Consider the following 22,158-nt stretch of genomic DNA (forward strand, 5'->3'; position numbering starts at 1 on the left):
TCTTAGACTTCTTAGAAACACCGAGGAGGTCGGCCTACACGTGACCGTGGAGTTGGCGCACCCGTCGACCGAACCGCTGGCTTCACGTTCGCCGACCAATCCCGTGCACCCGCGTTGGTGGTTTCTGTGGACCACGCCCGGGCGCATCCTGACCATCGGCGTGGTGCTGTCCGCTCTCGTCATCGCGTGCGCGTTCGCGACCTCGACGACGATCAACGATCGCCAGGAGGCGCTCACCACGGTGCTCGACCACAGCGAACCGCTGGCCTTCGCCGCCGGTCAGCTGTACACCACGCTGTCGGTCGCCGACGCGGCCGCCGCGACCGCCTTCATCGCAGGGGCCGAACCGCAGGACGTCCGGCAGCGCTATGAACAGGCCATCACCGATGCCTCGGTCGCCGTCACCCGCGCCTCTGCCGGGCTGACCACCGAACCCATGATCGAGCTGCTGGGCCGGGTCAACGCCGAGTTGGCCGTCTATACCGGTCTGGTCGAAACCGCCAGGACCAACAACCGCGCGGGCAATCCGGTGGGCTCGTCCTACCTGTCCGAAGCGTCGGCCCTGATGCAGTCCAAGATCCTGCCCGACGCGCAGCGGCTCTACGAGTCGACCTCGGCGCGGGTGGACGCCGAGACGACAGCCTCCACCCGCATCCCCGCGCCGGTCATCCTGGTGGTGCTTGCCACCGTCATGTTCGGGTTGTTCGCCAACAGGTGGCTGACCAAGCGGACCCGACGGCGGGTCAACATCGGTTTCGTGGCGGGCGGACTGGCCGTGCTGATTATGGTGGTGTGGGTGGGCACCGCACTCGTCATCTCCACCTCCGACAGCCGTAGCGCCAAAAACACTGCGGCACAGTCGCTCAAGACGGTTACCACGATGGCCATCACCGCGCAGCAGGCCCGTGCCGACGAGACCCTGGCCCTGGTGCGCCGCGGCGACGAGGACGTTCGCAAGCAGTCCTACTATCAGCGCATCGACAGCATGCACCAGCAGCTGAACACGTTCTTGAGCACCAACAACGACATCGACAAACAAGATCTGGCCGACGCCGGAGATCTGCTGCGCAAGTGGCGCGCCTCCAACGACCGGATCAACGCCTACATCTCCGTCGGTGACTACCAGGCCGCCACCCAAGTGGCACTGGGAACCGGCGAGGACAACTCCACTCCGGCCTTCAGCAGTCTGGACGCCGCGCTGGCCAAGGCCATCGAGCAGAGCCGCGGCCAGTTGCGCTCCGATATCGTCAACGCCCGCCGGGTGCTGTCGGGGGCGACGGTCGGCGCCGCGGCGCTCAGCGTGATCGCGGCCTTCGCCGTGGCGCTCGGGCTGTGGCCGCGACTCAGCGAGTACCGCTAGTGAAGAAACTCCTGGGCGTTCTGATCACCGCAGCGGTGCTGACCGGCTGCCAGCAGGCCTCCACGATCGACCCGATTCCCGCGGTGACGCTGTCCCCGCCCACGCCGGCCGGGATGGAGGAGTCCCCGCCAGACGCGAGTCCGCCCGAGTTGCCGGACGAGGACGACTGCGACCGGACCGCGAGCCTGCGCCCCTTTCCGACCCGCGCCCAGGCCGATGACGCGGTGGAGAACATCCGCAATCGCGGCCGGTTGATCGTCGGGCTCGACATCGGCAGCAACCTGTTCTCCTTCCGCGATCCCATCACCGGTGAGATCACCGGGTTCGACGTCGACATCGCCGGCGAGGTGGCCCGTGACATCTTCGGCACCCCATCTCAGGTGGAGTACCGCATCCTGTCCTCGGCGGACCGGATCGAGGCGCTGGAGAACAATCAGGTCGACATCGTGGTGAAGACCATGAGCATCACCTGCGAACGTCGCGAGCAGGTCGACTTCTCCACCGAGTACCTGTCGGCGAACCAACGCATCCTGGCCCCGCGGGACTCACCGATCCGGCAGGCCAGCGACCTGTCCGGCAAGCGGGTGTGCGCGGTGAAGGGCACCACCTCCCGCACGCGCGTCCAGCAGATCCAGCCTCCGGTGAACCTGGTGGACGTGGTGACCTGGGCGGACTGCCTGGTGGCGCTGCAGCAACGGCAGGTCGACGCGGTCAGCACCGACGACTCGATCCTCGCCGGGCTGGTGAGCCAGGATCCCTACCTGCACATCGTCGGCCCCAGCATGAACCAGGAGCCCTACGGAATCGGCGTCAACAAGGACAACCCCGGCCTGGTCCGCTTCGTCAACGGCACACTGGAGCGCATTCGCCGCGATGGCACCTGGAATACGCTGTACCGCAAGTGGCTGACGGTGCTGGGGCCTACCCCGGCGCCCCCGGTGGCGAGGTATTCCGACTGATGAGCCGCTGCTGATGAACGACGACGACCCCGGTACCCAGCCCGCCGCGCTGTCCGACCTCGAAGACTATGACGAGGATTCGGTCGCGACGATCCGCCCCATGGCCACCCAGGCCGTGTACCGGCCCGACTTCGACGACACCGACCGCGCGTCCACGGTGTCCACCGAGCCGTCCGAGGGCATGACGTCGATGACCCGGCCGCGCTCGCCCATCCGCCGTCTCGGTGGCGGCCTGGTCGAGGTGCCTCGTGTCTACGAGCGCGACCCGCTGACCGCGCTGATGACCAATCCGGTGGTGGCCGAGGCGAAACGCTTCTGCTGGAACTGCAACCGGCCGGTGGGGCGTGCCGTCAAAGAAGATGCAGACGGGCCGGCCCGCGCAGGGCTTTCCGAGGGAACCTGCCCCCGCTGCGGCAGCCCGTTCTCGTTCCTGCCGCAACTCAGTCCCGGGGACATGGTCGCCGACCAATACCGGATCAAGGGCTGTATCGCGCACGGCGGTCTCGGCTGGGTGTATCTGGCCTTCGACAACAATGTGAACGGACGGCCGGTCGTGCTCAAGGGCCTGGTGCATTCCGGCGACGCCGAGGCGCAGGCCGCCGCGATGGCCGAGCGGCAGTTCCTCGCCGAGGTGACCCATCCGGCGATCGTGAAGATCTTCAACTTCGTCGAGCATGCCGACAAACACGGTGAGCCGGTCGGCTATATCGTGATGGAGTACGTCGGCGGCACCTCGCTCAAACAGCCCAAGGACGCCAAACTACCAGTGGCGCAGGCGATCGCCTACATGATGGAGATCCTGCCAGCGCTGGGATACCTGCACTCTCTCGGCCTGGTCTACAACGACCTGAAGCCCGAGAACATCATGATCACCGCCGAGCAGCTCAAGCTCATCGACCTCGGTGCGGTGTCCCGGATCAATTCGTTCGGATACCTTTACGGCACACCGGGTTACCAGGCGCCGGAGATAGTGCGTACCGGGCCCACGGTGCAAACCGACATCTATACGGTGGGGCGCACGCTGGCCGCGCTCACCCTCAAGCTGCGTACCCGAAAGGGCCGCTATGTGGACGGCCTGCCCGAAGACGACCCGGTGCTGGCCAAGTACGACTCGTTCGGCCGGCTGCTGCGCCGGGCGATCGACCCGGATCCGCACCGCCGCTTCGCCAGTGCCGACGAGATGTCCAGCCAGTTGCTGGGCGTGCTGCGCGAGGTCGTGGCCCAGGACACCGGGGTGGCCCGGTCGGGCCTGTCCACCGTCTTCAGCCCGCCGCGGTCCACCTTCGGCGTCGACCTGCTGGTCGCGCACACCGATGTATACCTGGACGGTCAGGTGCACTCGGAGAAGCTCACCGCCCCGGAGATCGTGAAGGCGCTCCAGGTTCCGCTGGTCGACCCCGCCGATGTCGGCGCGCCCATCCTGTCCGCCACCGTGCTCAGTCAGCCTGTGCAGACCCTCGATTCACTGCGGGCGGCGCGGCACGGCACGCTGGACTCCGAGGGTATCGATCTGTCCGAGTCGGTGGAGCTGCCGCTGATGGAAGCGCGGGCACTGCTTGACCTCGGCGATGTCGCCAAGGCGACCCGCAAGCTCGACGACCTGTTCGAGCGGGTGGGCTGGCGCTGGCGGCTGAGCTGGTTCCGCGGCGTGGCCGCCCTGCTGACCGCCGACTATGACACCGCCACAAAATATTTCACCGAGGTGCTGGACACGCTACCCGGCGAGTTGGCACCAAAACTGGCGTTGGCCGCCACGGCCGAACTGGCGGGCAGCTCCGATGAACGCCGGTTCTACCAGACGGTGTGGCGCACGGACAACGGCGTCATCTCTGCGGGATTCGGGCTGGCCCGGGCCCAGTCCGCGGAGGGTGATCGCGATGACGCCGTGCGCACCCTCGACCAGGTTCCGCCCACCTCAAGACATTTCACCGTAGCGCGGCTCACCAGCTCGGTGACACTGCTGTCCGGACGGTCCATCAGTGAGGTGTCCGAACAACAGATTCGCAGTGCCGCAAGGCGTGTGGAAGCGCTGCCCGAGAGCGAGCCGCGGGTGCTGCAGATCCGGGCGCTGGTACTGGGCACCGCGATGGACTGGCTGGCCGACAACACCGCCAGCACCAATCACATTCTCGGGTTCCCGTTCACCCAGCACGGCCTGCAGCTCGGCGTGGAGGCAGCACTGCGCGGGCTGGCGCGAGTCGCCCCGACTCAGGAGCACCGGTACGCGCTGGTCGATCTGGCCAACAGCGTGCGGCCCACGAGCACGTTCTGACTCCCCGGGTCGCTGCGCTCCAGCCCGCCGTACCTAACCCAGCACATCCACACACGCCCGGGCGATGGCCAGCTCTTCATCGGTCGGGATGACCAGCACCGTGACCGGCGACCGTTCTGCCGAGATGCGCCGCGCAACCCGCTCGGGCGCGTCGTTGAGCTGCTCGTCGATCTCGATGCCGAGGCTGGTCAGACCCGACAGCGCATCGCGACGCACCGCGGCATCGTTCTCCCCCACCCCTGCGGTGAAGGTGATGACATCTGTGTTGCCGAGCAATGCCAGGTAGGCGCCGATGTACTTGCGCAGCCGGTGGATGTAGACGTCGTAGGCCAATTGCGCTGCCTCGTCGCCGGTTTCGATCCGCTTGTGCAGCGCCCGGAAATCGATCTCGCCACCGAGCCCGAACACACCGGACCGCCGGTTGAGCATGGTCTCGATGTCCTCGACGCTCATCTTCGCCGTGCGCCACAGGTAGGTGATGACGCCGGGATCGATATCCCCGGACCGGGTGCCCATCACCAGCCCCTCCATCGGGGTCATTCCCATGGAGGTGTCGATCGGGCGCCCGCCGGCGATCGCCGAGGCCGAGGCACCGTTGCCCAGGTGCAGCACGATCTGGTTCAGCGATTCCCATGGCGCATCCAGGAAATCTGCGGCCTGCTCGCTGACATAGCGGTGGGAGGTGCCGTGGAATCCGTAGCGGCGAATGTTCCAGGTGTCGGCGACATCCCGGTCGATGGCGTACTCGGCGGCCGCCGGCGGCAGGTCGTGGAAGAAAGCGGTATCGAAGACCGCGACATGCGGCAGGCCGGGCAGCACCTTGCGCGCTTCCTTGATCCCGAGCACGGCCGGCGGGTTGTGCAACGGGGCCAGCGGCGAGAGTTCTTCGATGTCTGCGATGGTCTGATCGTCGATGAGGGTGGGCCGGTACAGCTTGTTCCCGCCGTGCACGACACGGTGTCCGACCGCGAGCAGGCCGTCCAGGCTGGGCAGCGCCGCGAACACCGCAGTCAGCGCCTGCCGGTAATCGGTCACCCGCTCTATCACGCCACTGACCAGTGAGGTACCCGAGTCGGGTTCCAGCAGATCGTATTTCACCGACGACGAGCCACTGTTGAGCACCAGCACCGTGGTCACTGCAGCGCCGCCTGGATAGCGGTGATCGCCACCGTGTTCACGATGTCCTCCACCAGGGCACCCCGGGATAGATCGTTGACGGGCTTGTTCAGACCCTGCAACACCGGCCCTATCGCGATGGCTCCGGCGCTGCGCTGTACCGCCTTGTAGGTGTTGTTGCCGGTGTTGAGGTCCGGGAAGATCAACACCGTGGCACGTCCGGCCACCTCCGATTCCGGCATCTTGGTCTTCGCGGTGGACGGATCCACCGCGGCGTCGTACTGGATCGGCCCCTCCACCAAGAGTTCCGGGGCGCGCTGGCGCACCAGTTCGGTTGCTGCCCTGACCTTGTCCACATCGGCCCCGGTGCCGGAACTGCCCGTGGAGTAGGACAGCATGGCGACCCTGGGGTCGATACCGAACTGCGCGGCGGTGCGCGCCGAGGAGATGGCGATATCGGCGAGTTGTTCGGAGGTCGGGTCGGGCACGATCGCGCAGTCGCCGTAGGCGAGTACCCGGTCCTCCAGGCACATCAGGAAGATGCTGGATACCGTGCTGACCCCGGGCAGCGTCTTGATGATCTCGAAGGCCGGGCGGACGGTGTGCGCCGTGGTGTGCCTGGCACCGGACACCATTCCGTCGACCATGTCGTTGTGCACCAGCATGGTGCCGAAATAGGAGACGTCGGAGATGGTTTCGCGGGCCTGATCGACGGTTACGCCCTTGTGGCTGCGCAGCTGGGCGTATTGCTCGGCGAACTGGTCACACAGTTCACTGGTACGCGGATCGAGCACGATGGCCGTCGACAGGTCCACACCGATTTCGGCAGCCCGCGCGCGGACCGACTTCTCCTCACCCAGGATGGTCAGGTCGGCCACGCGGTGCGCGAGCAGACGCCCGGCCGCGCGCAGAATCCGGTCGTCATCACCCTCTGGCAGCACGATACGCTGTACGTCGGCGCGGGCCTGGTCGATCAGCTGGTAGGTGAACATCTGCGGTGTGGTCACGGTGGGGATCGGGATCGACAGTGTGTCAATGAGATCCGCGGTGTCGACATGCTGTTCCATCAGGGCGAGTGCGGTGTCGACCTTGCGCTGTGAATCCACCGTGACCCGTCCGCGGGCGGAGGCGACCGCACGCGCCGTGTCATAGGTGCCCAGTTCGGTGCTGATGATCGGCAGCCGCGTGCCCAGACCCGCCACCAGCCGAGCGACTTCCGGGTGCAGCGGCAGCCCACCGTTGAGGATCACGCAGGACAGCGACGGAAACCCGGCTGCGGCATGCGCACCCATCACCGCCATCACCACATCGGAACGGTCACCGGGAGTGATGACGGCCATCCCGTCCCGCAGCCTTTCCAGCACATGCTCGGCGGTCATCCCCGCCACCAGGACACTCATCGCCTCGCGGATCAGCGAGTGCTCGTCACCGCCGGTGAGTTCGCCGTGCACGGCCCTGCGCAGCTCTGCCACCGAGGGCGCCACCAGCAGGGGTTCCTCGGGCAGGACGTAGCTCGCAGGACCCGACACCGAGATCGCAGCCAGCGCCTCGGCCACCGCGTCCAGCTGTCCGGGATCGCAGCGATTCGCCACCACCGCGGCGGTGTACGCGTGCTGGGCCGTCAGTTCCACCAGGCACACCTCGACGACCTGGGCGACCTCGGCGGGAGTGCGGTCCTTGGCCTTCACCGCGAGCACCACGGGCGCGCCGAGGTTCACCGCTATCCGGGCGTTCATGCTCAGTTCGCTCGGCGCCGCCACATCGGTGTAGTCACTGCCGACGATGAGTACCGCATCGGAGCGCTCGGCGACCCGGTGGAAACGGTCGACGATCTCGGCGATCGCCGCCTCGGGGTCCTCGTGCAACTGCTGGTAGCTGACGCCTGCGCACTCGTCGTAGGTGAGTCCGGCGGTCGCCCGCGACAGCAGCAGTTCGAGAATGTAGTCGCGTTCGCCCTCGGCGTCATCCTGGGGCGAGCGAAGCGACGGGGAAGACTCACGATGTTCGAGCCGGGTGATGGGCCGGAACACCGCGACCCTGGCAACGGTGGCCGCCAATTTGTGCAGAATGCCCAGTGCGATGGTGGATTTTCCGGTGTCCCCCTCGGGGGACGCTATGTAGATGGCCGAAGCAGCATGCGCGGTCACTGGGCCAAGCTTGCCAGCACCTCACCGAGTTCGGCAATGAAGCGGTCGACGTCGGACATCGAGAAGACCATCGGCGGCCTGATCTTGAGGACATTTCCGTCCCCGCCACAGACCGATATCAGCACCCGGCGTTCACGCATGGCGTTGACGATCCACCGCGCGGTTGCCCGATCGGGGAGCCCGACATCGTCGAGCACCTCCACTCCGAGGTACAGCCCGGCACCGCGCACCTGCCCGATGCGGGGGTGATCGGCGGCCAGCCGGGCCACCTCGGCACGCAGGTCGGCGCCCACGGTGGCGGCATTGGCGATCAGCCGTTCCCGTTCGATGACGTCGAGCACGGCGGCCGCGGCCGCCATCGAGACCGGATTGCCCCCGAAGGTGTTGAAGTACGGCACCCCGGTGGCGAAGCCGGCCAGCACGTCCCCACGGGCGGCCATGGCTGCCACCGGCAGCCCGTTGGCCATCGGCTTGCCCATGGTCACCAGGTCGGGCACCACACCATGCCGGGTGAACCCCCACATTCCCGCACCGGTGCGCCCGAATCCGGGTTGCACCTCATCGGCGATCAGCACGCCACCGGCGGCCCGGACCGCCGCGACCGCCGGCGCCAGCACCAACGGATCCGGATAGATGCCATCGGAGGAGAAGATGGTGTCGACGATCAGCGCGCTCACCCCGAAGCCGCTGTCCTGCAGATCGGTGATCGCGGCCGCGATTTCGGCGCGCTCCAGCTGCGGTGACACCGTGCGGACATGGCATCCCAGGCTGGTGCGTCCCCCGATCGAGGGCGAGATTGCCGTCACCGCTTCGGTATTGCCGTGATACGCCTCGTGGGTGACGATCACCCCGGTGGCGCCGGTGTGCATCGCCGCAACGCGCAACGCGAGATCGTTGACCTCCGAACCGGTGCACGCGTACATCACCTGGTACGAGCTGGATTGCTCAAGATCAGGGAACGTGGCCAGCAACCGCTGCGAGTAGTCGACGATGCCATCGTGCAGGTACCGGGTGTGGGTGTTGAGGGTACTCAACTGCCGTGTCACCGAATCGATCACGTGGGGATGGCAGTGCCCCACGCTGGCGACGTTGTTGTACGCGTCCAGGTAATCGTTGCCGTCGGCATCGAACAACTTGGTGCCCAACCCGCGCACCAGATGCACCGGATTGTCGTAGAACAACCGGTACGCCGGTCCCAGTACCCGGTCACGGGCAGCTATCAGGGGGTCGTCGCGCTGACCACCCTGATAGCTGTTGGAATCCATGATGTTGGAGAAGGACATGATTCCCGTCAGCGCTCGTGGGCTTCTTCCAGAACGGTACGGCCCAGTTCGCCGTACCGCTGTGGATCTTTGAACTTCAGGAACACCGCCAGCAGCACGCCGCCTATGCCGACGACACCGACGACCCACGGGATGGCGGCGAAGATCCAGTCGGTGGACGCCGTGCCCGCCGCGAACGAGGCGTTCTTGGCCAGCAGGTAGACCACGTACACCATGCCGAGCCCGCCCAGCAGCGGCGCCAGGAAGGTGGTGAACCAGTTGGCGGTCTCCGGATGACGTTTCTGTACATGGAAGTACGCGATCACCGAGAACGCGGCCAGCGCCTGGACAATCATGATCGCCGTGGTGCCCAGCAGTGCCATCAGACCGTAGAGACCGGTGTAGGGGTCACGGTGGGTGAGCTCGAAGAAGATCACGACCAGGAAGGCGAACCCGGTCTGCACGAAGCCCGCGACATGCGGTGAGCCGTGCACCCGGTGGGTGGCACCGATGGTCTTGCGCATCCCCGGGATGACGTCTTCACGACCCAGCGCGTACAGGTAGCGCGCGGCGCAGTTGTGGAACGCCAGGCCGCAGGCGAATGATCCGGTCATCAACAGGATCTTGAACAGGTCGACCGCCCACTGCCCGAGGTTGTCATGCACCGGGTTGAAGAAGATGTTCCCGGCGGTGGCCGAATCCTGGGCCAGCGCAATGGCATTCTCGGGTCCGGTGCCGACGATCGCGAGCCAGGACACCACCACGTAGAACGCACCGATGCCGATCACCGAGCTGATCACGGCGATGGGGATGATCTTCTTGGGGTTGCGCGACTCCTCGCCGTACATGGCGCTGGACTCGAAACCGACCCAGGACCAGAACGCGAAGAACAGCCCGACACCCGCGGATCCGACGACGGCCATCATAGAGCCGTCAGCGCCCTCGACCACACCCGAGAGGCTCTGAAAACCGTTGAGCGGGTTCAGCGATCCCCAGGACCAGCCCTGGGGCCCACCGCCGGTGAACAGCACAGACAGCGCCATCGCGGCCAGCATCACGATCTCGGTGACCAGGAATACCCCGAGCACCTTGGCGGCCAGATTGATGTCGAAGTAGGTGAGCAGGGCGTTGACGGCGAGCATCACCAGCGCGAACACCAGCCACGGCACCTCGACGCCGAACAGCGACGAGAACAGGTCGGTGCCGAAAAACGAGAAGATGCCGATCAGCGAGGCCTCGAACACCATGTAGGCCAGCGCGGTCAGGAAACCGGCGCCCAGCCCGACAATGCGCCCGAGTCCGTGTGAGATGTAGCCGTAGAAGGCACCCGTGGCGGTGATGTGCTTGCTCATCGCGGCGTACCCGATGGCGAACAGCGTCAGCACGATGGTGGCGACGAAGTAGCCGGCCGGCGCGTTGGCGCCGTTGCCGAAGCCGACCGCGATCGGCACGTTGCCGACCATCGCGGTGATGGGGGCGGCGGTGGCGACCGCCATGAACAGCACACCCCACAGCCCGACCGCATTCGGCTTGAGACGTTGGATGGGGTTGGCACCCGCAGGGGCCGGTGGATCGATGATCTCGCTCATTGCATCCCAATCTGAGGGCATATCCCAGACCGATATTTGGTCTGGTTTCAAAGTGTCGCCGGCCCCGATGCCGATGACGAAAGACGACGTCGGCAATTGTTACCTCGCTCAGATTCGTTGGTCAACTGGAGATTTAAGCTGGCAGTTAGCTGTGTTTCGGCAATGTTTCGAACCTGAGAGTATTGCAACGCCACCGTTAAAAACGTCGATTTGGTCTGCTTTGGCTCGACAATTGGCTCACACTGTTCGACATGCCGGGATTGCCTGCCGACCATGCGCGCTTCGCCCGGGCGGCGCTGTCCGCCTATGGCCGCGACCTCGATACCCCGCTGCGCCTGTTGAGCCTGTCGGAGAACGCCACCTACCAGGTGTGCGATGACAACCCGATCGTGCTGCGCGTGCACCGGCCCGGTTATCACTCCCTGGACGGCATCCGCTCCGAACTCGCCTGGATGGCCGCGCTGCGCCGCGACACCGTGGTCAAGACCCCCGAGCTGGTGCGCTCGGAAACCGGCCTCGATGTGGTGACCGCGTCGGTGGACGGCCGCGAGCTGCACGTCGACGCCGTCACCCTGGTTCCGGGATGTACCGCCGAGGAGGTCCCGCACGCGGTCGGTTTCGCCGAGCTGGGTGAGCTGACCGCGATCATGCACGAGCATGTCCTGGACTGGGCGGCCCCGGCCGACTTCACGCGCTTCCGCTGGGATCTCGATGACATCTTCGGCCCCGGTGCCCGCTGGGGTGACTGGCGGGAGGCCCCCGGCCTGGCCGACACGGACCGGGCCGCCATCATGCGGGCGACGCATCGCATCACCGAACAATTATCCGAGTTCGGCACCGGGGCAGACAGATTCGGTCTGATCCACGCCGACCTACGACTGTCGAACCTGATGGTCGACCCGGCCGCACCAGCGGCAGGGATCACGGTGATCGACTTCGACGACTCCGGCTGGGGCTGGAATCTGGCCGACCTGGGTGCGGTCGTGTCCTGGATCGAAGACACCCCGGAGGCCGAACGCATCGTGGCCGAGTGGCTGCGCGGCTACCTGAAGGTGCGCACGCTGCCCGAGCAGCACCTGGCACTCATCCCGACCTTCGTGATGCTGCGCCGGATCCAGCTCACCGCGTGGATCGCCTCGCACGCGGACGCCGATGCCGCCAAGGCCATCGGTCCCGGATACGCCGTCGGTACCGCCCGCCTGTCGGAGCGCTACCTCGCCGATCACACCTGGTTACGTTGAGGAGGAACATGTTCGACCTGCAGTCCCGCTCTGTCCTGGTGACCGGCGGTAGCAAGGGAATCGGCCGCGGCATCGCCACGGTCTTCGCCCGTGCCGGTGCGAATGTCGCGATCGCGGCGCGGACGGCCGCCGGCCTCGACGAGGCCGTGGCCGCGCTCGACGAACTGGGTGACGGCACGATCATCGGGGTGCGCGTCGACGTGAGCGACCGGCAATCCTGCACGGAGATGGCCGCCGCCACCGTCGAGGCCTTCGGCGGTCTGGATGTGTTGTGCGCCAACGCCGGCATCTTTCCCGATGCACCGCTGGCCACCATGACCCCCGAGCAGCTCAACGAGATCATGGGAGTCAACGTCAACGGCACGTTCTACGCGGTGCAGGCCTGCCTGGACGCGCTGATCGCATCCGGCACCGGTCGGGTCATCCTGACGTCGTCGATCACCGGCCCGATCACCGGTTACCCCGGCTGGTCGCACTACGGCGCCACCAAGGCCGCGCAGCTCGGCTTCATGCGGACGGCCGCAATCGAGCTGGCGCCCAAGGGAATCACCGTCAACGCCGTCCTGCCCGGCAACATCCTCACCGAGGGGCTGCTGGGCAACGGCGAGGACTACATCGCCAGCATGGCGCGGTCGATTCCGGCCGGCGCCCTGGGCACCCCGGAGGATATCGGTCATCTCGCGGCGTTCCTGGCCACCACCGAGGCCGCCTACATCACCGGGCAGGCGATCGCCGTCGACGGTGGTCAGGTACTGCCCGAGTCCCTGGACGCGATCATCACCTGACCTGGAATCGGGCCTGATTGTGGAGGAGACACCGGGCGGTGCGGTCGCCGAGGATGTGCGCCGGCGGATTCTGTCGATGCTGTCCAGCGGTGCGCTGCGCCCGGGTTCGCGGCTGGGCACCGAGCGGGAGATGGCCGAGCAGTTCGCCGTATCCCGCTCGACGCTGCGCAGCGCACTGTTGCCGCTGAGCCAGGCCGGGGTGCTGGAACGGCGCACCGGTCGCGCGGGGGGCACCTTCATCCGCGCAGATATGGTGCAGCGCAACGCCGCCGAGCAGGCTGGCCTGCCCGCGCGGCTGCACAGCGGAGGCCACACCAGCGATACCAAAGTGCTCGCCACCGACAGCAGGCCGGCCACCCTTGCCGAGTCGGCCGCCCTGGAGATCCCGCAGGACACCCAGGTCTTCGTCATCCGCAGACTGCGCTACGCGGACGGGGTGCCCCTGTCGGTGGACCTGTCGTGTTTCGTCGCCGCGCATGCCGCCGACCTGCTGGAACAGCCGCTCGGTGGATCGCTGTACGAGCTGTTGCGGCAGCGCTACGGACTGCAGCCCGCCGGCACCACCGAAACCATCGAGGTGGTCAGCGCCAGCCCGCGGGAAGCCAAATGGCTGCAGATCGCCCACCGCAAGCCGCTGCTGGCCATCACCCGGGTGACGCGGGACAGCGCCGGGCGCCCGTTCGAGTTCGCCTACGACCTGTTCCGCGCCGACCGGGTCCGGTTGACCGCCAGCAGCAATATCGCCGGTGTCAGCCCAGTTTCCGCAACCGTGGTTCCAGATCCCGCTTGAACAGCTCCAGGAAGCGGCGCTGGTCATGCCCGGGGGCGTGGAACACCAGGTGGTTGAGCCCCCAGTCGACATAGTCCTTGACCTTGGCGACGGCCTCATCGGGATCGGAGGCGACGATCCAGCGCTTGGCGACCTGCTCGATGGGCAGCGCGTCGGCGGCCTTCTCCATCTCGATCGGGTCGTCGATGGAGTGCTTCTGCTCGGCGGTCAGCGACAACGGCGCCCAGAACCGGGTGTTCTCCAGCGCGAGCTCCGGATCGGTGTCGTAGGAGATCTTGATCTCGATCATCCGGTCGACATCGTCTGGGTTCTTGCCCGCGGCCTCGGCACCTTCCCGCATGGCCGGGATGAGCTTCTCCTTGTAGAGCTCCTCCCCCTTGCCGGAGGTGCAGATGAACCCGTCGCCGGCACGGCCGGCGTACTTGGCGACCTGCGGCCCACCCGCGGCGATGTAGATCGGGATACCGCCCTCGGGCACGTCGTAGATCGAGGCACCCTTGGTCTTGTAGTACTCACCTTCGAAGTCGACACGGTCACCGAGCCACAGCTCGCGCATCAACCGCACCGATTCGCGCAGCCGCGCGTAACGCTCCTTGAACTCCGGCCACTCCCCCTCGTACCCGGTGGCGATCTCGTTGAGCGCCTCACCGGTGCCCACACCCAGGAAGATGCGGTCCGGGTACAGACATCCCATGGTGGCGAACGCCTGCGCGATCACGGCCGGGTTGTAGCGGAACGTCGGGGTCAGCACCGAGGTGCCCAGGATCAGTCGCTCGGTGCGCTCGCCGACGGCGGTCATCCAGGCCAGCGAGAATGGGGCATGGCCGCCCTCGTGGCGCCACGGCTGAAAATGATCACTGACGGTCGCACTGTCCATCCCGTGCGCCTCGGCCTCCACGGCCAGTTCGACGAGCTCTCGCGGGGCGAACTGCTCCGCCGACGCCTTGTATCCCAGTTTGAGTTCAGCCACGGTTCCTTTTTACTCCGTCTCCATTTCCCCTGTCGCTTCGCTCCCGCCCTCCGCCGATAGCCTGGGCAGCATGCCGGCAGCCCTCACTCGAATCACCGACACCGTGTACTTCGTCCAGACCGACCTGGTGAACTGGACGCTGGTGGCCGATGACGACGGCGTCATCCTGATCGACGCCGGCTATCCGGGTAGCCGTGACGAGGTTCTCGACTCGGTGCGTGAGCTGGGCTTCGCGGCCGAGGATGTGCGAGCCATCCTGCTGACCCACGCCCATGTGGATCACCTCGGATCGGCCATCTGGTTCGCGAAAACCCATGGCACACCGGTGTATACGCACGCCACCGAGGTCGGGCACGCCAAGCGGCAGTACCTGGAGCAGGCGTCCCCGGTGGATGTGCTGGCCCGTGCCTGGAACCCGCGCTACCTCGCCTGGTCGCTGGCGCTGGTCCGCAAAGGCGGGCTGACACATGAGGGCATCCCGACCGCCGAGGCCTATGACGAGAACATCGCGGCGGCGCTGCCCGGCGCCCCGATCGCCGTCCCAACACCGGGGCACACCGGCGGACACTGCTCGTATCTGGTCGACGGGGTACTGGTGGCAGGCGACGCCCTGATCACCGGCCATCCGGTGAGCACCCGGCGTGGGCCGCAGCTGCTGCCCGGCCTGTTCAACCACGACCAGGACGGGTGCCTGCGCAGCCTGGCCGCGCTGGGCATGCTGGACACCGAGGTGCTGCTGCCCGGGCACGGACCGGTCTGGCGCGGCCCGATCCGCGACGCCGCGGACGCGGCCACCCGATGAACGACCGCCGGCCGTTGCATCGCGACCGATCGCGGGCCACGTCCTTCGGATCGGCTGCCGCGCGCTACGACCGCTTCCGGCCCCGGTATCCCGCCGCGCTGATCGACGATCTGGTGCCCCGCACCGGTATCCGGGTGCTCGACGTGGGCGCCGGGACCGGTATCGCGACCGCGCAGCTTCGTGCGGCCGGTGCCGATGTGCTGGCGGTGGAACCCGATCCGCAGATGGCCGAGATCGCCGCCGGCAAGGGCCTGGCCGTCGAGGTGGCCACGTTCGCCGACTGGGATCCGTGCGGGCGCACCTTTGATCTCGTCGTGTTCGCCCAGTCCTTCCACTGGGTGGACCCGAAGCGCGCGCTGCGCAAGGTGGGCGCGGTACTGGCCAGGAGCGGTCGGCTGGCACTGCTGTGGAACCGGATCGTCGCGGTTCGCCCCGGTCCGGACGAGCTCGCGGGTGTGTACGCCAGTGTGGGTGCCGAGCCGCAACGCCCATCGGTCCTCGTCGAAGGCGAAGATCTGGAGCCGCTGTTGGCTGCGGCGGGCTTCACCTCCGAGCGTCGCCACTACACCGAACACCCGCATTACGGCGGCGCCGAATGGGTGGAGATGGTGAGTACCTACTCCGCGGTGTTAGGGCTGCCCGCGGCCGACCAGGATGTCTTGCGCAGCCGACTGGCGGCCACCATCGGTGACGCCGGTGTACAGGCCACCAACGACGCGCTCACCGTGCTGTGCACGCTCACGCGATGAGCGCATAGCCGAACAGGAAGACCGCGGTCACCACCAGCCCACACACCAGGACGATGGTGGGCAGCAGAATCATCTGGTCGAGTTCCTCGCTGTCGAGGGCGTCGTTCTCCGAGGGACCGAACAGCACCCGGCCTGCCGCATTCCCGCGCAGCCTGGTCACCGTGCGCCGCACCGCGGGCACCTCGCTGTTGCGTCCGACCAGTGTGCGCACACCGATGCCCAGCAGCGCAATGAACAGCGCAGCGGTCAGGATCAGAAGGCCCACGGTGGCGAGAGACACCGCGTCAGCCTACGAGCCCGTCCAGGCCTTGGCGACCAGCTCGTGCGAGCGCAACCGATCCTCGTGCCGGTACGCGACCGACGTGATGACCAGTTCGTCGGCGCCGGTGACCCGCTGCAGGTCCGACAGCCGCTGCGCCACCTCGTCGGCGTCTCCCACGAACTGCGTTGCGATGCGGTCCTTCACGAGCTCGCGCTGTTCGTCGGTCAAGGGCGGCACGGTATCCGGATCGGGGTACGGTTCGGCACCGCCGGCGGCCCGGACGGAATGCACCCAGTGCCCGAAACTTCCGGCCAGCTGCCGCGCGGTGGCATGATCGTCGGCGGCCAGCACGTCCGCCGAAACCACCACATAGGGCTCTGCCAACGCCTTGGAGGGCTGAAAGGCCTTGCGGTAGGCCTCGATCGCCTCAAACGCGGTGGCCGGTGCGATGTGATAGGCGGCGACGAACGGCAATCCCTGCGCGCCGGCGACCCGTGCACTCTGTCCTCTGCTGCTGCCGAACACCCATGGCCACAGCGCGGTGCCCTCACCGGGGGTCGCGTGCGCCTCGAACCCGCCCACCTGGAACGTGCCGTCCAGCAGGGCAACGATATCGGCGACCTGATCACCGAAATCCGGTGCCAAGGCTTCGGGTTGCTGCAACGTCGCCATGGTCGCCCGCAGGCGCGGGTTACGCATCAATGCCGACACGTCGAACGGGGTGGGGACCACAACACCGTCGACCTCATGCCATTCCCGCGGCGGTCTCGGTGCGCGCGGCTTCTCCCGGATCGCCTCGGTGCGGCGCTGCCCGGAGCGGCCCACCCCGAGGTCGATGCGCCCCGGGTGGAAGGCGTCCAGGGTCGCGAAGCTCTCCACCACCGCGATGGCGGTGGTGTGACCGAGCTGCACCGCGGCCGCGCCGACGCGAATGGTGTTGGTGGCGGCCGCAATCTGGCCGATCAAGACGGCCGGGGACGAACTGGCGACCGCGACATAGTGATGCTCGGCCACCCAATAGCGGCGGTAACCCCACTGCTCGGCATGCTGGGCGAGGTCGACGGTGTTGCGCAGCGCAGTGACGGCGTCACTGCCGGCACTGATGGGGGCCAGGTCGAGAACGGACAGTGGGACGGTCACGGCAGTACCTTCTGAAAAGCGATCGGATGGATGTGACCTTCCGCGGGCAGCGGTTCGGCCGGCCTGGTGTAGCCGGCCGATTCGTAGAGTGCCTCCGCCTCGGGCTGGCGGTCACCGGTGGTCAGATAGATGCGCCGGTAGCCCCGCTCGGCGATCACCGCCTCCAACTCCACCAGCAGTGCCTTGGCGTAGCCCCGCTGCCGGTGCCCGCTGTCGGTCCAGATCCGTTTGAGTTCGGCGGTGTCGGCATCGAAGCGCTGGAACGCACCGCCGGTCACGGGTTGCCCACCGAGCAGCCCGATCAGCAGAGCGCCGTGCGGTGCGGCGAATTCCTCGGCCGGGTGACCACGCAGCCAGGCCGCCACGCCGGCTTCGGTACCACCGTAGCGCTGCGCGTATTCGACGGTCAGTTCGGCGAGCAGCGGCTCCGCCAACGGGTCGGTCTGTTCCACCGCGACAAAGCGCAGAGATTCCACCAATGCTCCTACCATCACTTCAATGTCCAACGTGCCCAGCCGTCGCGCATTCCGGGCGGGGGTATCAGCTCAGCATGATCGAAACTGGGCCCAGGTTGCTAGCGTCATGGCTCATGCGCATGGCGATGACGACCGCACTGATGTGTGGGCTGATCGCCGGCTGCACACCCGCGGGCGAATGCTCATTGGCCCGCCTGCCGCCCGAGGTCGCGGCCACCGTGGACCTCATCGAGGCCGGCGGACCCTTCCCGCATCGGCGCAGTGACGGGGCCATCTTCGGCAATTACGAGGGCCGACTGCCCGAGCACGAGCGTGGCTACTACCGCGAGTACACCGTGCCGACCCCCGGACTGCACCACCGCGGGACGCGTCGCATCGTCGCCGGCGGTGACCCTCCGGATTTCTATTACACCGACGACCACTACGAATCCTTCTGTCTGATCGGAATCGCATGAAGACCTATCGGATCGACGGCTCCCGGATCACCTCGACGACGGACTTCTATGCCGAGATCGGTCGCGCGGTCAACGGTGACGGCGGCTATTTCGGGTCCAACCTGGACGCGTTGGCCGACTGCCTGCGCGGTGGCTTCGGCACCCCCGAGGACGGCGGATTCCGTTTCGTCATGACGTCCTACCGGCAGGTCAAGGGCGCCGTCGGCGATCAGCTGTGGAGCACCCTGCTGCACCTGTTCAGCACCGAGGGCGTCGACCTGTGGCTCACCCCCTGAGGCCACTTTCGCGAAAAACTTGACACGTGTAAAGTTCGCCGCCATGGACAACATCAGCGGCAAGACCATCGCGATCACCGGCGCGGCCCGCGGTATCGGTTATGCCACCGCCAAGGCCCTACTCGCCCGCGGCGCCCGCGTCGTGATCGGCGACCGTGACGTCGCGCTGCAGGAATCCGCCGTCGTCGAACTCACCAAACTCGGCCAGGTGTCCGGCTACCCGCTCGACGTCACCGACCGGGAGTCCTTCGAGACCTTCCTGGACAAGGCCCGCACCGACGGGGGCGGCCACATCGACGTGCTGATCAACAATGCCGGCGTGATGCCGGTGGGCCCGTTCCTGGAGGAAACCGAGCAGTCGGTCCGGTCCTCGCTGGAGGTCAACGTCTACGGCGTGCTCACCGGCTGCCAGCTCGCGTTGCCGCAGATGGTCAAGCGCCGCAGCGGCCACATCATCAACATTGCCTCGTTGTCCGGCCTCATCCCGCTGCCCGGCCAGGTGGTCTACGTCGGCGCCAAGTACGCGGTGGTGGGCCTGTCCACAGCGCTGGCCGACGAGATGGCACCGCACGGCGTCAACGTCTCGGTGATCATGCCGCCGTTCACCAATACCGAGCTGATCTCCGGCACCAAGTCCGGCGGCGCGATCAAGCCCGTCGAGCCCGAGGACATCGCCGCCGCCATCGTCAAGACGCTCGACAAGCCCAAGACCCACGTGTCGGTGCCGCCGGCGCTGCGGTTCACCGCACAGGCCGCCCAGATGCTGCCGCCCAAGGGCCGCCGCGCCATGAACAAGGCACTCGGCCTGGACACGGTGTTCCTCGAGGTCGACACCGCCAAGCGCAAGAGCTACGAGGACCGTGCCCGTGCCGCCCAGGGTGTCATCGAGTCCGACGGTAAGTAGCGGAGCCGGATCCGCCTCAGTACCGGATGGCCTCGATCAACGGTGACGGCTCATCCATCAACGCCCAGAACCGGTCCCGGATGGCGACCGTCATCGGGCCGGGCTCACCGTTGCCGATGGCTTCGCCGTCCAGGGAATTGATCGGGGTGACGCCACCGGCGGTGGTGACCGCCATCAGCTCGTCGGCGTCGTAGAGCTCATGGCTGGTGACATCGCGCAGCGTGGCCTCGATACCCATCTGGTCGGCCAGCTCGAACACCGTCTTACGGGTGATGCCCGGCAACGCATTTCGTGACGGCGACGCCAGCTTGCCGTCCTTGACGATGCAGACGTTGAATCCGGGGCCCTCGGCGACGCAGTTGTCGGAGTCCAGCAGGATCGCGGTGCGGGCGCCGCGATCCTTGGCCTCGAAGCTCGCCGCGGTGAGATCGCCCCACTGGTAGTTCTTGATCGTCGGGTCGACGGTGTTGCGCCCGGCGCGGCGGACATGACGCGGCACGATCGCGGTGGTGCCGAAGATCTGCTCGGCGGGCGGGAAGGCCCACAGGTAGGGGATGGCGTAGATGTACACCTGGTGGGTCAGCTTGGAGAGATCCTTCTCGCCCTTGCGCTTTCCGTAGCCACGGGTCACGGTGAGGTTCACGAACGACTCCCGCAGCTGGGACAGCGAGACACACTTCTTGGTGATCTCGGCGAGTTCGTCCTTGCTCATGCCGGCGTCAAGGCGCAACTTGCGCGAACCGTCGAGCAGCCGGTCGAGGTGATCACCCAGCCGGAAGATGTTGCCGTGCCAGACATGTGCCACCGTGTAGGTCAGGTCGGAGTGCCCGAACCCGGTGTCGAAGATCGAGATCTTGGCCTCTTCGGCGGGCATGTACTCGCCCTCGATCCACGCAACGCCGCCGGCGAACGGGCTGGAGGTATCCAGTTCGTAGTCGCTGTACTGGATCACCGAGCCTTCCGGGGTCGCTTCGCGGATGGCGGCGCCGGGCTCGACGGCGACCAGGTTGGAGGTGCCGGAATCGGTAACAGTCATGATGTCAGTCCTATTCGAGTTAGACGTTATGGTTTCTTGCGTATTCGACGCCGGCGTCGCCCCGGGAGAGGCGGGCCTTCAGTCCGGTGGCCCACCAGATCGCGGCGATCACCACGACACCGAGGAACACCCATTTGTTGCTGGTGAACTGCGGCAGGAACAGCAGCGTCACGGCGACGCTGAGGAAGACCACCAGCGCCGTGATGTAGATCGGCAGCCGGAACCGGCCCAGGTCGAAGGTGCCGGGGTCACCTGCCGGGATGGTGCCCTTGCGGTAGCCGACCAGCAACCCGATGGTCTGCAGGATGTAGACGAAGAAGAACAGCAGCGACGCGATGCCGATGATGTAATTGAATGCCTTCTCGTTCACGATCGCCGACAGCAGCAACAGCGTCGACAGGCAGCCCAGGCCGATGATCGAGTAGGTCGGCGTCTTGCGGGTGGGTGAAACGTGGCGCCACACATGGGAGAACGGCAGCATGTTGTCGCGGGCCATCGAGTAGGTCAACCGGGTGGCGACCAGGATGTTGGCCAACAGGCAGGCCAGGATGTTCGTCAACGCGATGGCGACGATGATCTTGGTGACGACCGGGCCGGCCTGCTGGGTGATGATCTCCTCGATCGGCGCACCCGAATTCGCTTCCACCGCAGCGGGATCCTTGATGGCAAGCACGTAGACGATGTACATCAGCAGCTCGATGACGATCGAGGTGACCAGCGCGTAGAACATCGTCTTGGGCACCACCCGGCGGGCGTCCTTGGTCTCCTCGGCGACGTCGGCGCCGGATTCCACCCCGATCAGCCCGAAGAACGGGCCGAGCGCGGCGGCCAGCCAGGCCAGCATGTAGGAGTCCTTGTCGCCCGCTTCGCCGCCGGTGAACAGCACCGAGATCGGTTGGTGGTTCTCGGGTGCGGAGAACGCGATGACGGCGATGAGTGCGGTGGCGCCGACGGTGATGACCAGTTCCAGGCTGACGCCGATGTTGTTGACCATGGTCGCGAACCGGACACCGTAGATGTTGATCAGCACGCAGACGAACACCACGGCGATGGCCAGCAGGATCTGCGTCGTCTGCGTCATGCTCCAGCCGAACAGCCCACCCAGATAGCCGGACAGGATGAACCCGACGCCGGTCATCCCGCACACCCACCCCATCAGGGCGATGAATCCGGTGAACCAGGCCAGATTCGGCCCGTTGATCCGGCTGATCCACTGATACGAGTAGCCGGCCAGCGGCAGTTTCGCGGTCAGGTCCGCGGCGATGAAGGTCCACAGCGCGAATACCGCGCCGGCGAGCAACAGCGTCCACACGAACGGCGCACCGGCGGTGAAGTAGCCGGCGCCGAAACCGGTGAACACCGCGGTGGTCGCACTGATGGTCGCGAAGCCGATGGCGAAAGACGCCAACGTGCCGACCGAGCGGTCCAACTTCTGGGTGTAGCCCAGTTCGGCGAGCTTGGAATCCTCGGCGATCATCGTGGTCGCCGAGGATTCAGGGGGTCGTACGGGGGTGTCGGTCATGGGATCTCCAGGTCGGAGCAGGGGTGAGAGGTCTGATGACAGACAA

The 22,158-nt window shown here is 66.7% G+C and carries 21 protein-coding genes; 11 read left to right on the forward strand and 10 right to left on the reverse strand.

Features of this window, described 5'->3' with window-relative positions; all coding sequences use genetic code 11:
• The first annotated feature begins 40 nt into the window (after positions 1-40).
• The 3 genes from glnX to EXE63_RS11360 are packed head-to-tail and all read left to right on the forward strand — an operon-like array spanning position 41 to position 4,591.
• Positions 41-1,360 carry a protein kinase G-activating protein GlnX gene (gene glnX / locus EXE63_RS11350; protein WP_168142040.1) on the forward strand — a complete coding sequence of 440 codons (1,320 nt, stop codon included), beginning with the start codon at positions 41-43 and terminating at the stop codon, positions 1,358-1,360.
• On the forward strand, positions 1,360-2,319 hold the full coding sequence (locus EXE63_RS11355; protein ID WP_168142041.1) for a glutamate ABC transporter substrate-binding protein: 960 nt from the start codon (positions 1,360-1,362) through the stop codon (positions 2,317-2,319). Before glnX ends, EXE63_RS11355 begins: the two co-directional genes overlap by 1 nt.
• Before the next feature lie 13 nt (positions 2,320-2,332).
• Positions 2,333-4,591, forward strand: a complete 2,259-nt coding sequence (locus EXE63_RS11360) for a serine/threonine-protein kinase PknG (RefSeq protein WP_168142042.1) — start codon at positions 2,333-2,335, stop codon at positions 4,589-4,591.
• 33 nt (positions 4,592-4,624) lie between these two features.
• Here EXE63_RS11360 and EXE63_RS11365 read toward each other — a convergent pair whose 3' ends face one another.
• Genes EXE63_RS11365 through EXE63_RS11380 form a run of 4 tightly spaced genes read right to left on the reverse strand, consistent with a single transcriptional unit; the run spans position 4,625 to position 10,705 of the window.
• Complete coding sequence (locus EXE63_RS11365; protein ID WP_168142043.1) at positions 4,625-5,728, reverse strand: acetate kinase; 1,104 nt, start codon at positions 5,726-5,728, stop codon at positions 4,625-4,627.
• On the reverse strand, positions 5,725-7,854 hold the full coding sequence (gene pta, locus EXE63_RS11370) for a phosphate acetyltransferase (RefSeq protein WP_168142044.1): 2,130 nt from the start codon (positions 7,852-7,854) through the stop codon (positions 5,725-5,727). The genes EXE63_RS11365 and pta overlap by 4 nt, the downstream gene beginning before the upstream one ends.
• Positions 7,851-9,137: an aspartate aminotransferase family protein gene (locus tag EXE63_RS11375; protein ID WP_168142045.1), complete on the reverse strand. Its 1,287-nt coding sequence runs from the start codon at positions 9,135-9,137 to the stop codon at positions 7,851-7,853. The genes pta and EXE63_RS11375 overlap by 4 nt, the downstream gene beginning before the upstream one ends.
• An 8-nt stretch (positions 9,138-9,145) precedes the next feature.
• Entirely contained in the window at positions 9,146-10,705 is a 1,560-nt protein-coding gene (locus EXE63_RS11380; protein WP_168142046.1) for an APC family permease, read from the reverse strand.
• Between the two features lie 251 nt (positions 10,706-10,956).
• On the opposite strand from EXE63_RS11380, the gene EXE63_RS11385 reads away from it, so the two are divergent.
• The 3 genes from EXE63_RS11385 to EXE63_RS11395 are packed head-to-tail and all read left to right on the forward strand — an operon-like array spanning position 10,957 to position 13,521.
• The gene (locus tag EXE63_RS11385; RefSeq protein WP_168142047.1) at positions 10,957-11,946 is read left to right on the forward strand and encodes a phosphotransferase enzyme family protein; all 990 of its coding nucleotides are present in this window, start codon (positions 10,957-10,959) and stop codon (positions 11,944-11,946) included.
• Between the two features lie 8 nt (positions 11,947-11,954).
• On the forward strand, positions 11,955-12,731 hold the full coding sequence (gene fabG / locus EXE63_RS11390) for a 3-oxoacyl-ACP reductase FabG (protein ID WP_168142048.1): 777 nt from the start codon (positions 11,955-11,957) through the stop codon (positions 12,729-12,731).
• 19 nt (positions 12,732-12,750) lie between these two features.
• Positions 12,751-13,521: a GntR family transcriptional regulator gene (locus EXE63_RS11395; protein ID WP_168142049.1), complete on the forward strand. Its 771-nt coding sequence runs from the start codon at positions 12,751-12,753 to the stop codon at positions 13,519-13,521.
• On the opposite strand, the gene fgd is transcribed toward EXE63_RS11395, so the two are convergent.
• Positions 13,481-14,491, reverse strand: a complete 1,011-nt coding sequence (gene fgd, locus EXE63_RS11400; protein WP_168142050.1) for a glucose-6-phosphate dehydrogenase (coenzyme-F420) — start codon at positions 14,489-14,491, stop codon at positions 13,481-13,483. The genes EXE63_RS11395 and fgd overlap by 41 nt on opposite strands.
• A 70-nt stretch (positions 14,492-14,561) precedes the next feature.
• Here fgd and EXE63_RS11405 point away from each other — a divergent pair, with 70 nt between their 5' ends.
• Positions 14,562-15,293, forward strand: coding sequence for an MBL fold metallo-hydrolase (locus tag EXE63_RS11405; RefSeq protein WP_168142051.1), 732 nt, complete (start codon positions 14,562-14,564; stop codon positions 15,291-15,293).
• Positions 15,294-15,307: 14 nt separating this feature from the next.
• Complete coding sequence (locus EXE63_RS11410) at positions 15,308-16,042, forward strand: class I SAM-dependent methyltransferase (protein ID WP_372513092.1); 735 nt, start codon at positions 15,308-15,310, stop codon at positions 16,040-16,042.
• Here EXE63_RS11410 and EXE63_RS11415 read toward each other — a convergent pair.
• From EXE63_RS11415 to EXE63_RS11425, 3 genes are read right to left on the reverse strand one after another with little or no spacing between them, the layout of a single operon-like run.
• Positions 16,032-16,322: a hypothetical protein gene (locus tag EXE63_RS11415; RefSeq protein ID WP_168142053.1), complete on the reverse strand. Its 291-nt coding sequence runs from the start codon at positions 16,320-16,322 to the stop codon at positions 16,032-16,034. The two genes, EXE63_RS11410 and EXE63_RS11415, sit on opposite strands and share 11 nt — an antisense overlap.
• Positions 16,323-16,331: 9 nt before the next feature.
• A complete protein-coding gene (locus tag EXE63_RS11420; protein ID WP_168142054.1) occupies positions 16,332-17,444 on the reverse strand; it encodes an LLM class flavin-dependent oxidoreductase in 1,113 nt (370 codons plus the stop codon).
• Positions 17,441-17,923: a GNAT family N-acetyltransferase gene (locus EXE63_RS11425; protein ID WP_168145522.1), complete on the reverse strand. Its 483-nt coding sequence runs from the start codon at positions 17,921-17,923 to the stop codon at positions 17,441-17,443. Before EXE63_RS11425 ends, EXE63_RS11420 begins: the two co-directional genes overlap by 4 nt.
• A 110-nt stretch (positions 17,924-18,033) precedes the next feature.
• Here EXE63_RS11425 and EXE63_RS11430 point away from each other — a divergent pair, with 110 nt between their 5' ends.
• The 3 genes from EXE63_RS11430 to EXE63_RS11440 are packed head-to-tail and all read left to right on the forward strand — an operon-like array spanning position 18,034 to position 19,554.
• Complete coding sequence (locus tag EXE63_RS11430) at positions 18,034-18,375, forward strand: guanyl-specific ribonuclease (protein WP_168142055.1); 342 nt, start codon at positions 18,034-18,036, stop codon at positions 18,373-18,375.
• Positions 18,372-18,650, forward strand: coding sequence for a barstar family protein (locus EXE63_RS11435; protein ID WP_168142056.1), 279 nt, complete (start codon positions 18,372-18,374; stop codon positions 18,648-18,650). The genes EXE63_RS11430 and EXE63_RS11435 overlap by 4 nt, the downstream gene beginning before the upstream one ends.
• Positions 18,651-18,693: 43 nt before the next feature.
• Positions 18,694-19,554 (forward strand): SDR family oxidoreductase, encoded by an 861-nt coding sequence (locus EXE63_RS11440; protein ID WP_168142057.1) that lies wholly within the window; start codon positions 18,694-18,696, stop codon positions 19,552-19,554.
• Positions 19,555-19,570: 16 nt separating this feature from the next.
• Here EXE63_RS11440 and EXE63_RS11445 read toward each other — a convergent pair whose 3' ends face one another.
• Together EXE63_RS11445 and EXE63_RS11450 are read right to left on the reverse strand one after the other, a co-directional pair.
• Positions 19,571-20,590, reverse strand: a complete 1,020-nt coding sequence (locus EXE63_RS11445) for an aminotransferase class IV (RefSeq protein ID WP_168142058.1) — start codon at positions 20,588-20,590, stop codon at positions 19,571-19,573.
• A 19-nt stretch (positions 20,591-20,609) separates the two neighbouring features.
• Positions 20,610-22,112 (reverse strand): APC family permease, encoded by a 1,503-nt coding sequence (locus tag EXE63_RS11450; protein ID WP_168142059.1) that lies wholly within the window; start codon positions 22,110-22,112, stop codon positions 20,610-20,612.
• Positions 22,113-22,158: the final 46 nt, after the last annotated feature.

It is taken from the genome of Mycolicibacterium frederiksbergense (assembly GCF_012223425.1).
Classification (GTDB): Bacteria; Actinomycetota; Actinomycetes; order Mycobacteriales; family Mycobacteriaceae; genus Mycobacterium; species Mycobacterium frederiksbergense.

What these genes read in the sequence shown, in the direction of transcription:
- EXE63_RS11360 (WP_168142042.1), top strand. Translation starts at nt 2,333, where the DNA reads ATGAACGACGACGACCCCGGTACCCAGCCCGCCGCGCTGTCCGACCTC.
- EXE63_RS11375 (WP_168142045.1), bottom strand. Translation starts at nt 9,137, where the DNA reads ATGTCCTTCTCCAACATCATGGATTCCAACAGCTATCAGGGTGGTCAG.
- EXE63_RS11380 (WP_168142046.1), bottom strand. Translation starts at nt 10,705, where the DNA reads ATGAGCGAGATCATCGATCCACCGGCCCCTGCGGGTGCCAACCCCATC.
- EXE63_RS11385 (WP_168142047.1), top strand. Translation starts at nt 10,957, where the DNA reads ATGCCGGGATTGCCTGCCGACCATGCGCGCTTCGCCCGGGCGGCGCTG.
- fabG (WP_168142048.1), top strand. Translation starts at nt 11,955, where the DNA reads ATGTTCGACCTGCAGTCCCGCTCTGTCCTGGTGACCGGCGGTAGCAAG.
- EXE63_RS11405 (WP_168142051.1), top strand. Translation starts at nt 14,562, where the DNA reads ATGCCGGCAGCCCTCACTCGAATCACCGACACCGTGTACTTCGTCCAG.
- EXE63_RS11430 (WP_168142055.1), top strand. Translation starts at nt 18,034, where the DNA reads ATGCGCATGGCGATGACGACCGCACTGATGTGTGGGCTGATCGCCGGC.
- EXE63_RS11435 (WP_168142056.1), top strand. Translation starts at nt 18,372, where the DNA reads ATGAAGACCTATCGGATCGACGGCTCCCGGATCACCTCGACGACGGAC.
- EXE63_RS11440 (WP_168142057.1), top strand. Translation starts at nt 18,694, where the DNA reads ATGGACAACATCAGCGGCAAGACCATCGCGATCACCGGCGCGGCCCGC.
- EXE63_RS11445 (WP_168142058.1), bottom strand. Translation starts at nt 20,590, where the DNA reads ATGACTGTTACCGATTCCGGCACCTCCAACCTGGTCGCCGTCGAGCCC.
- EXE63_RS11450 (WP_168142059.1), bottom strand. Translation starts at nt 22,112, where the DNA reads ATGACCGACACCCCCGTACGACCCCCTGAATCCTCGGCGACCACGATG.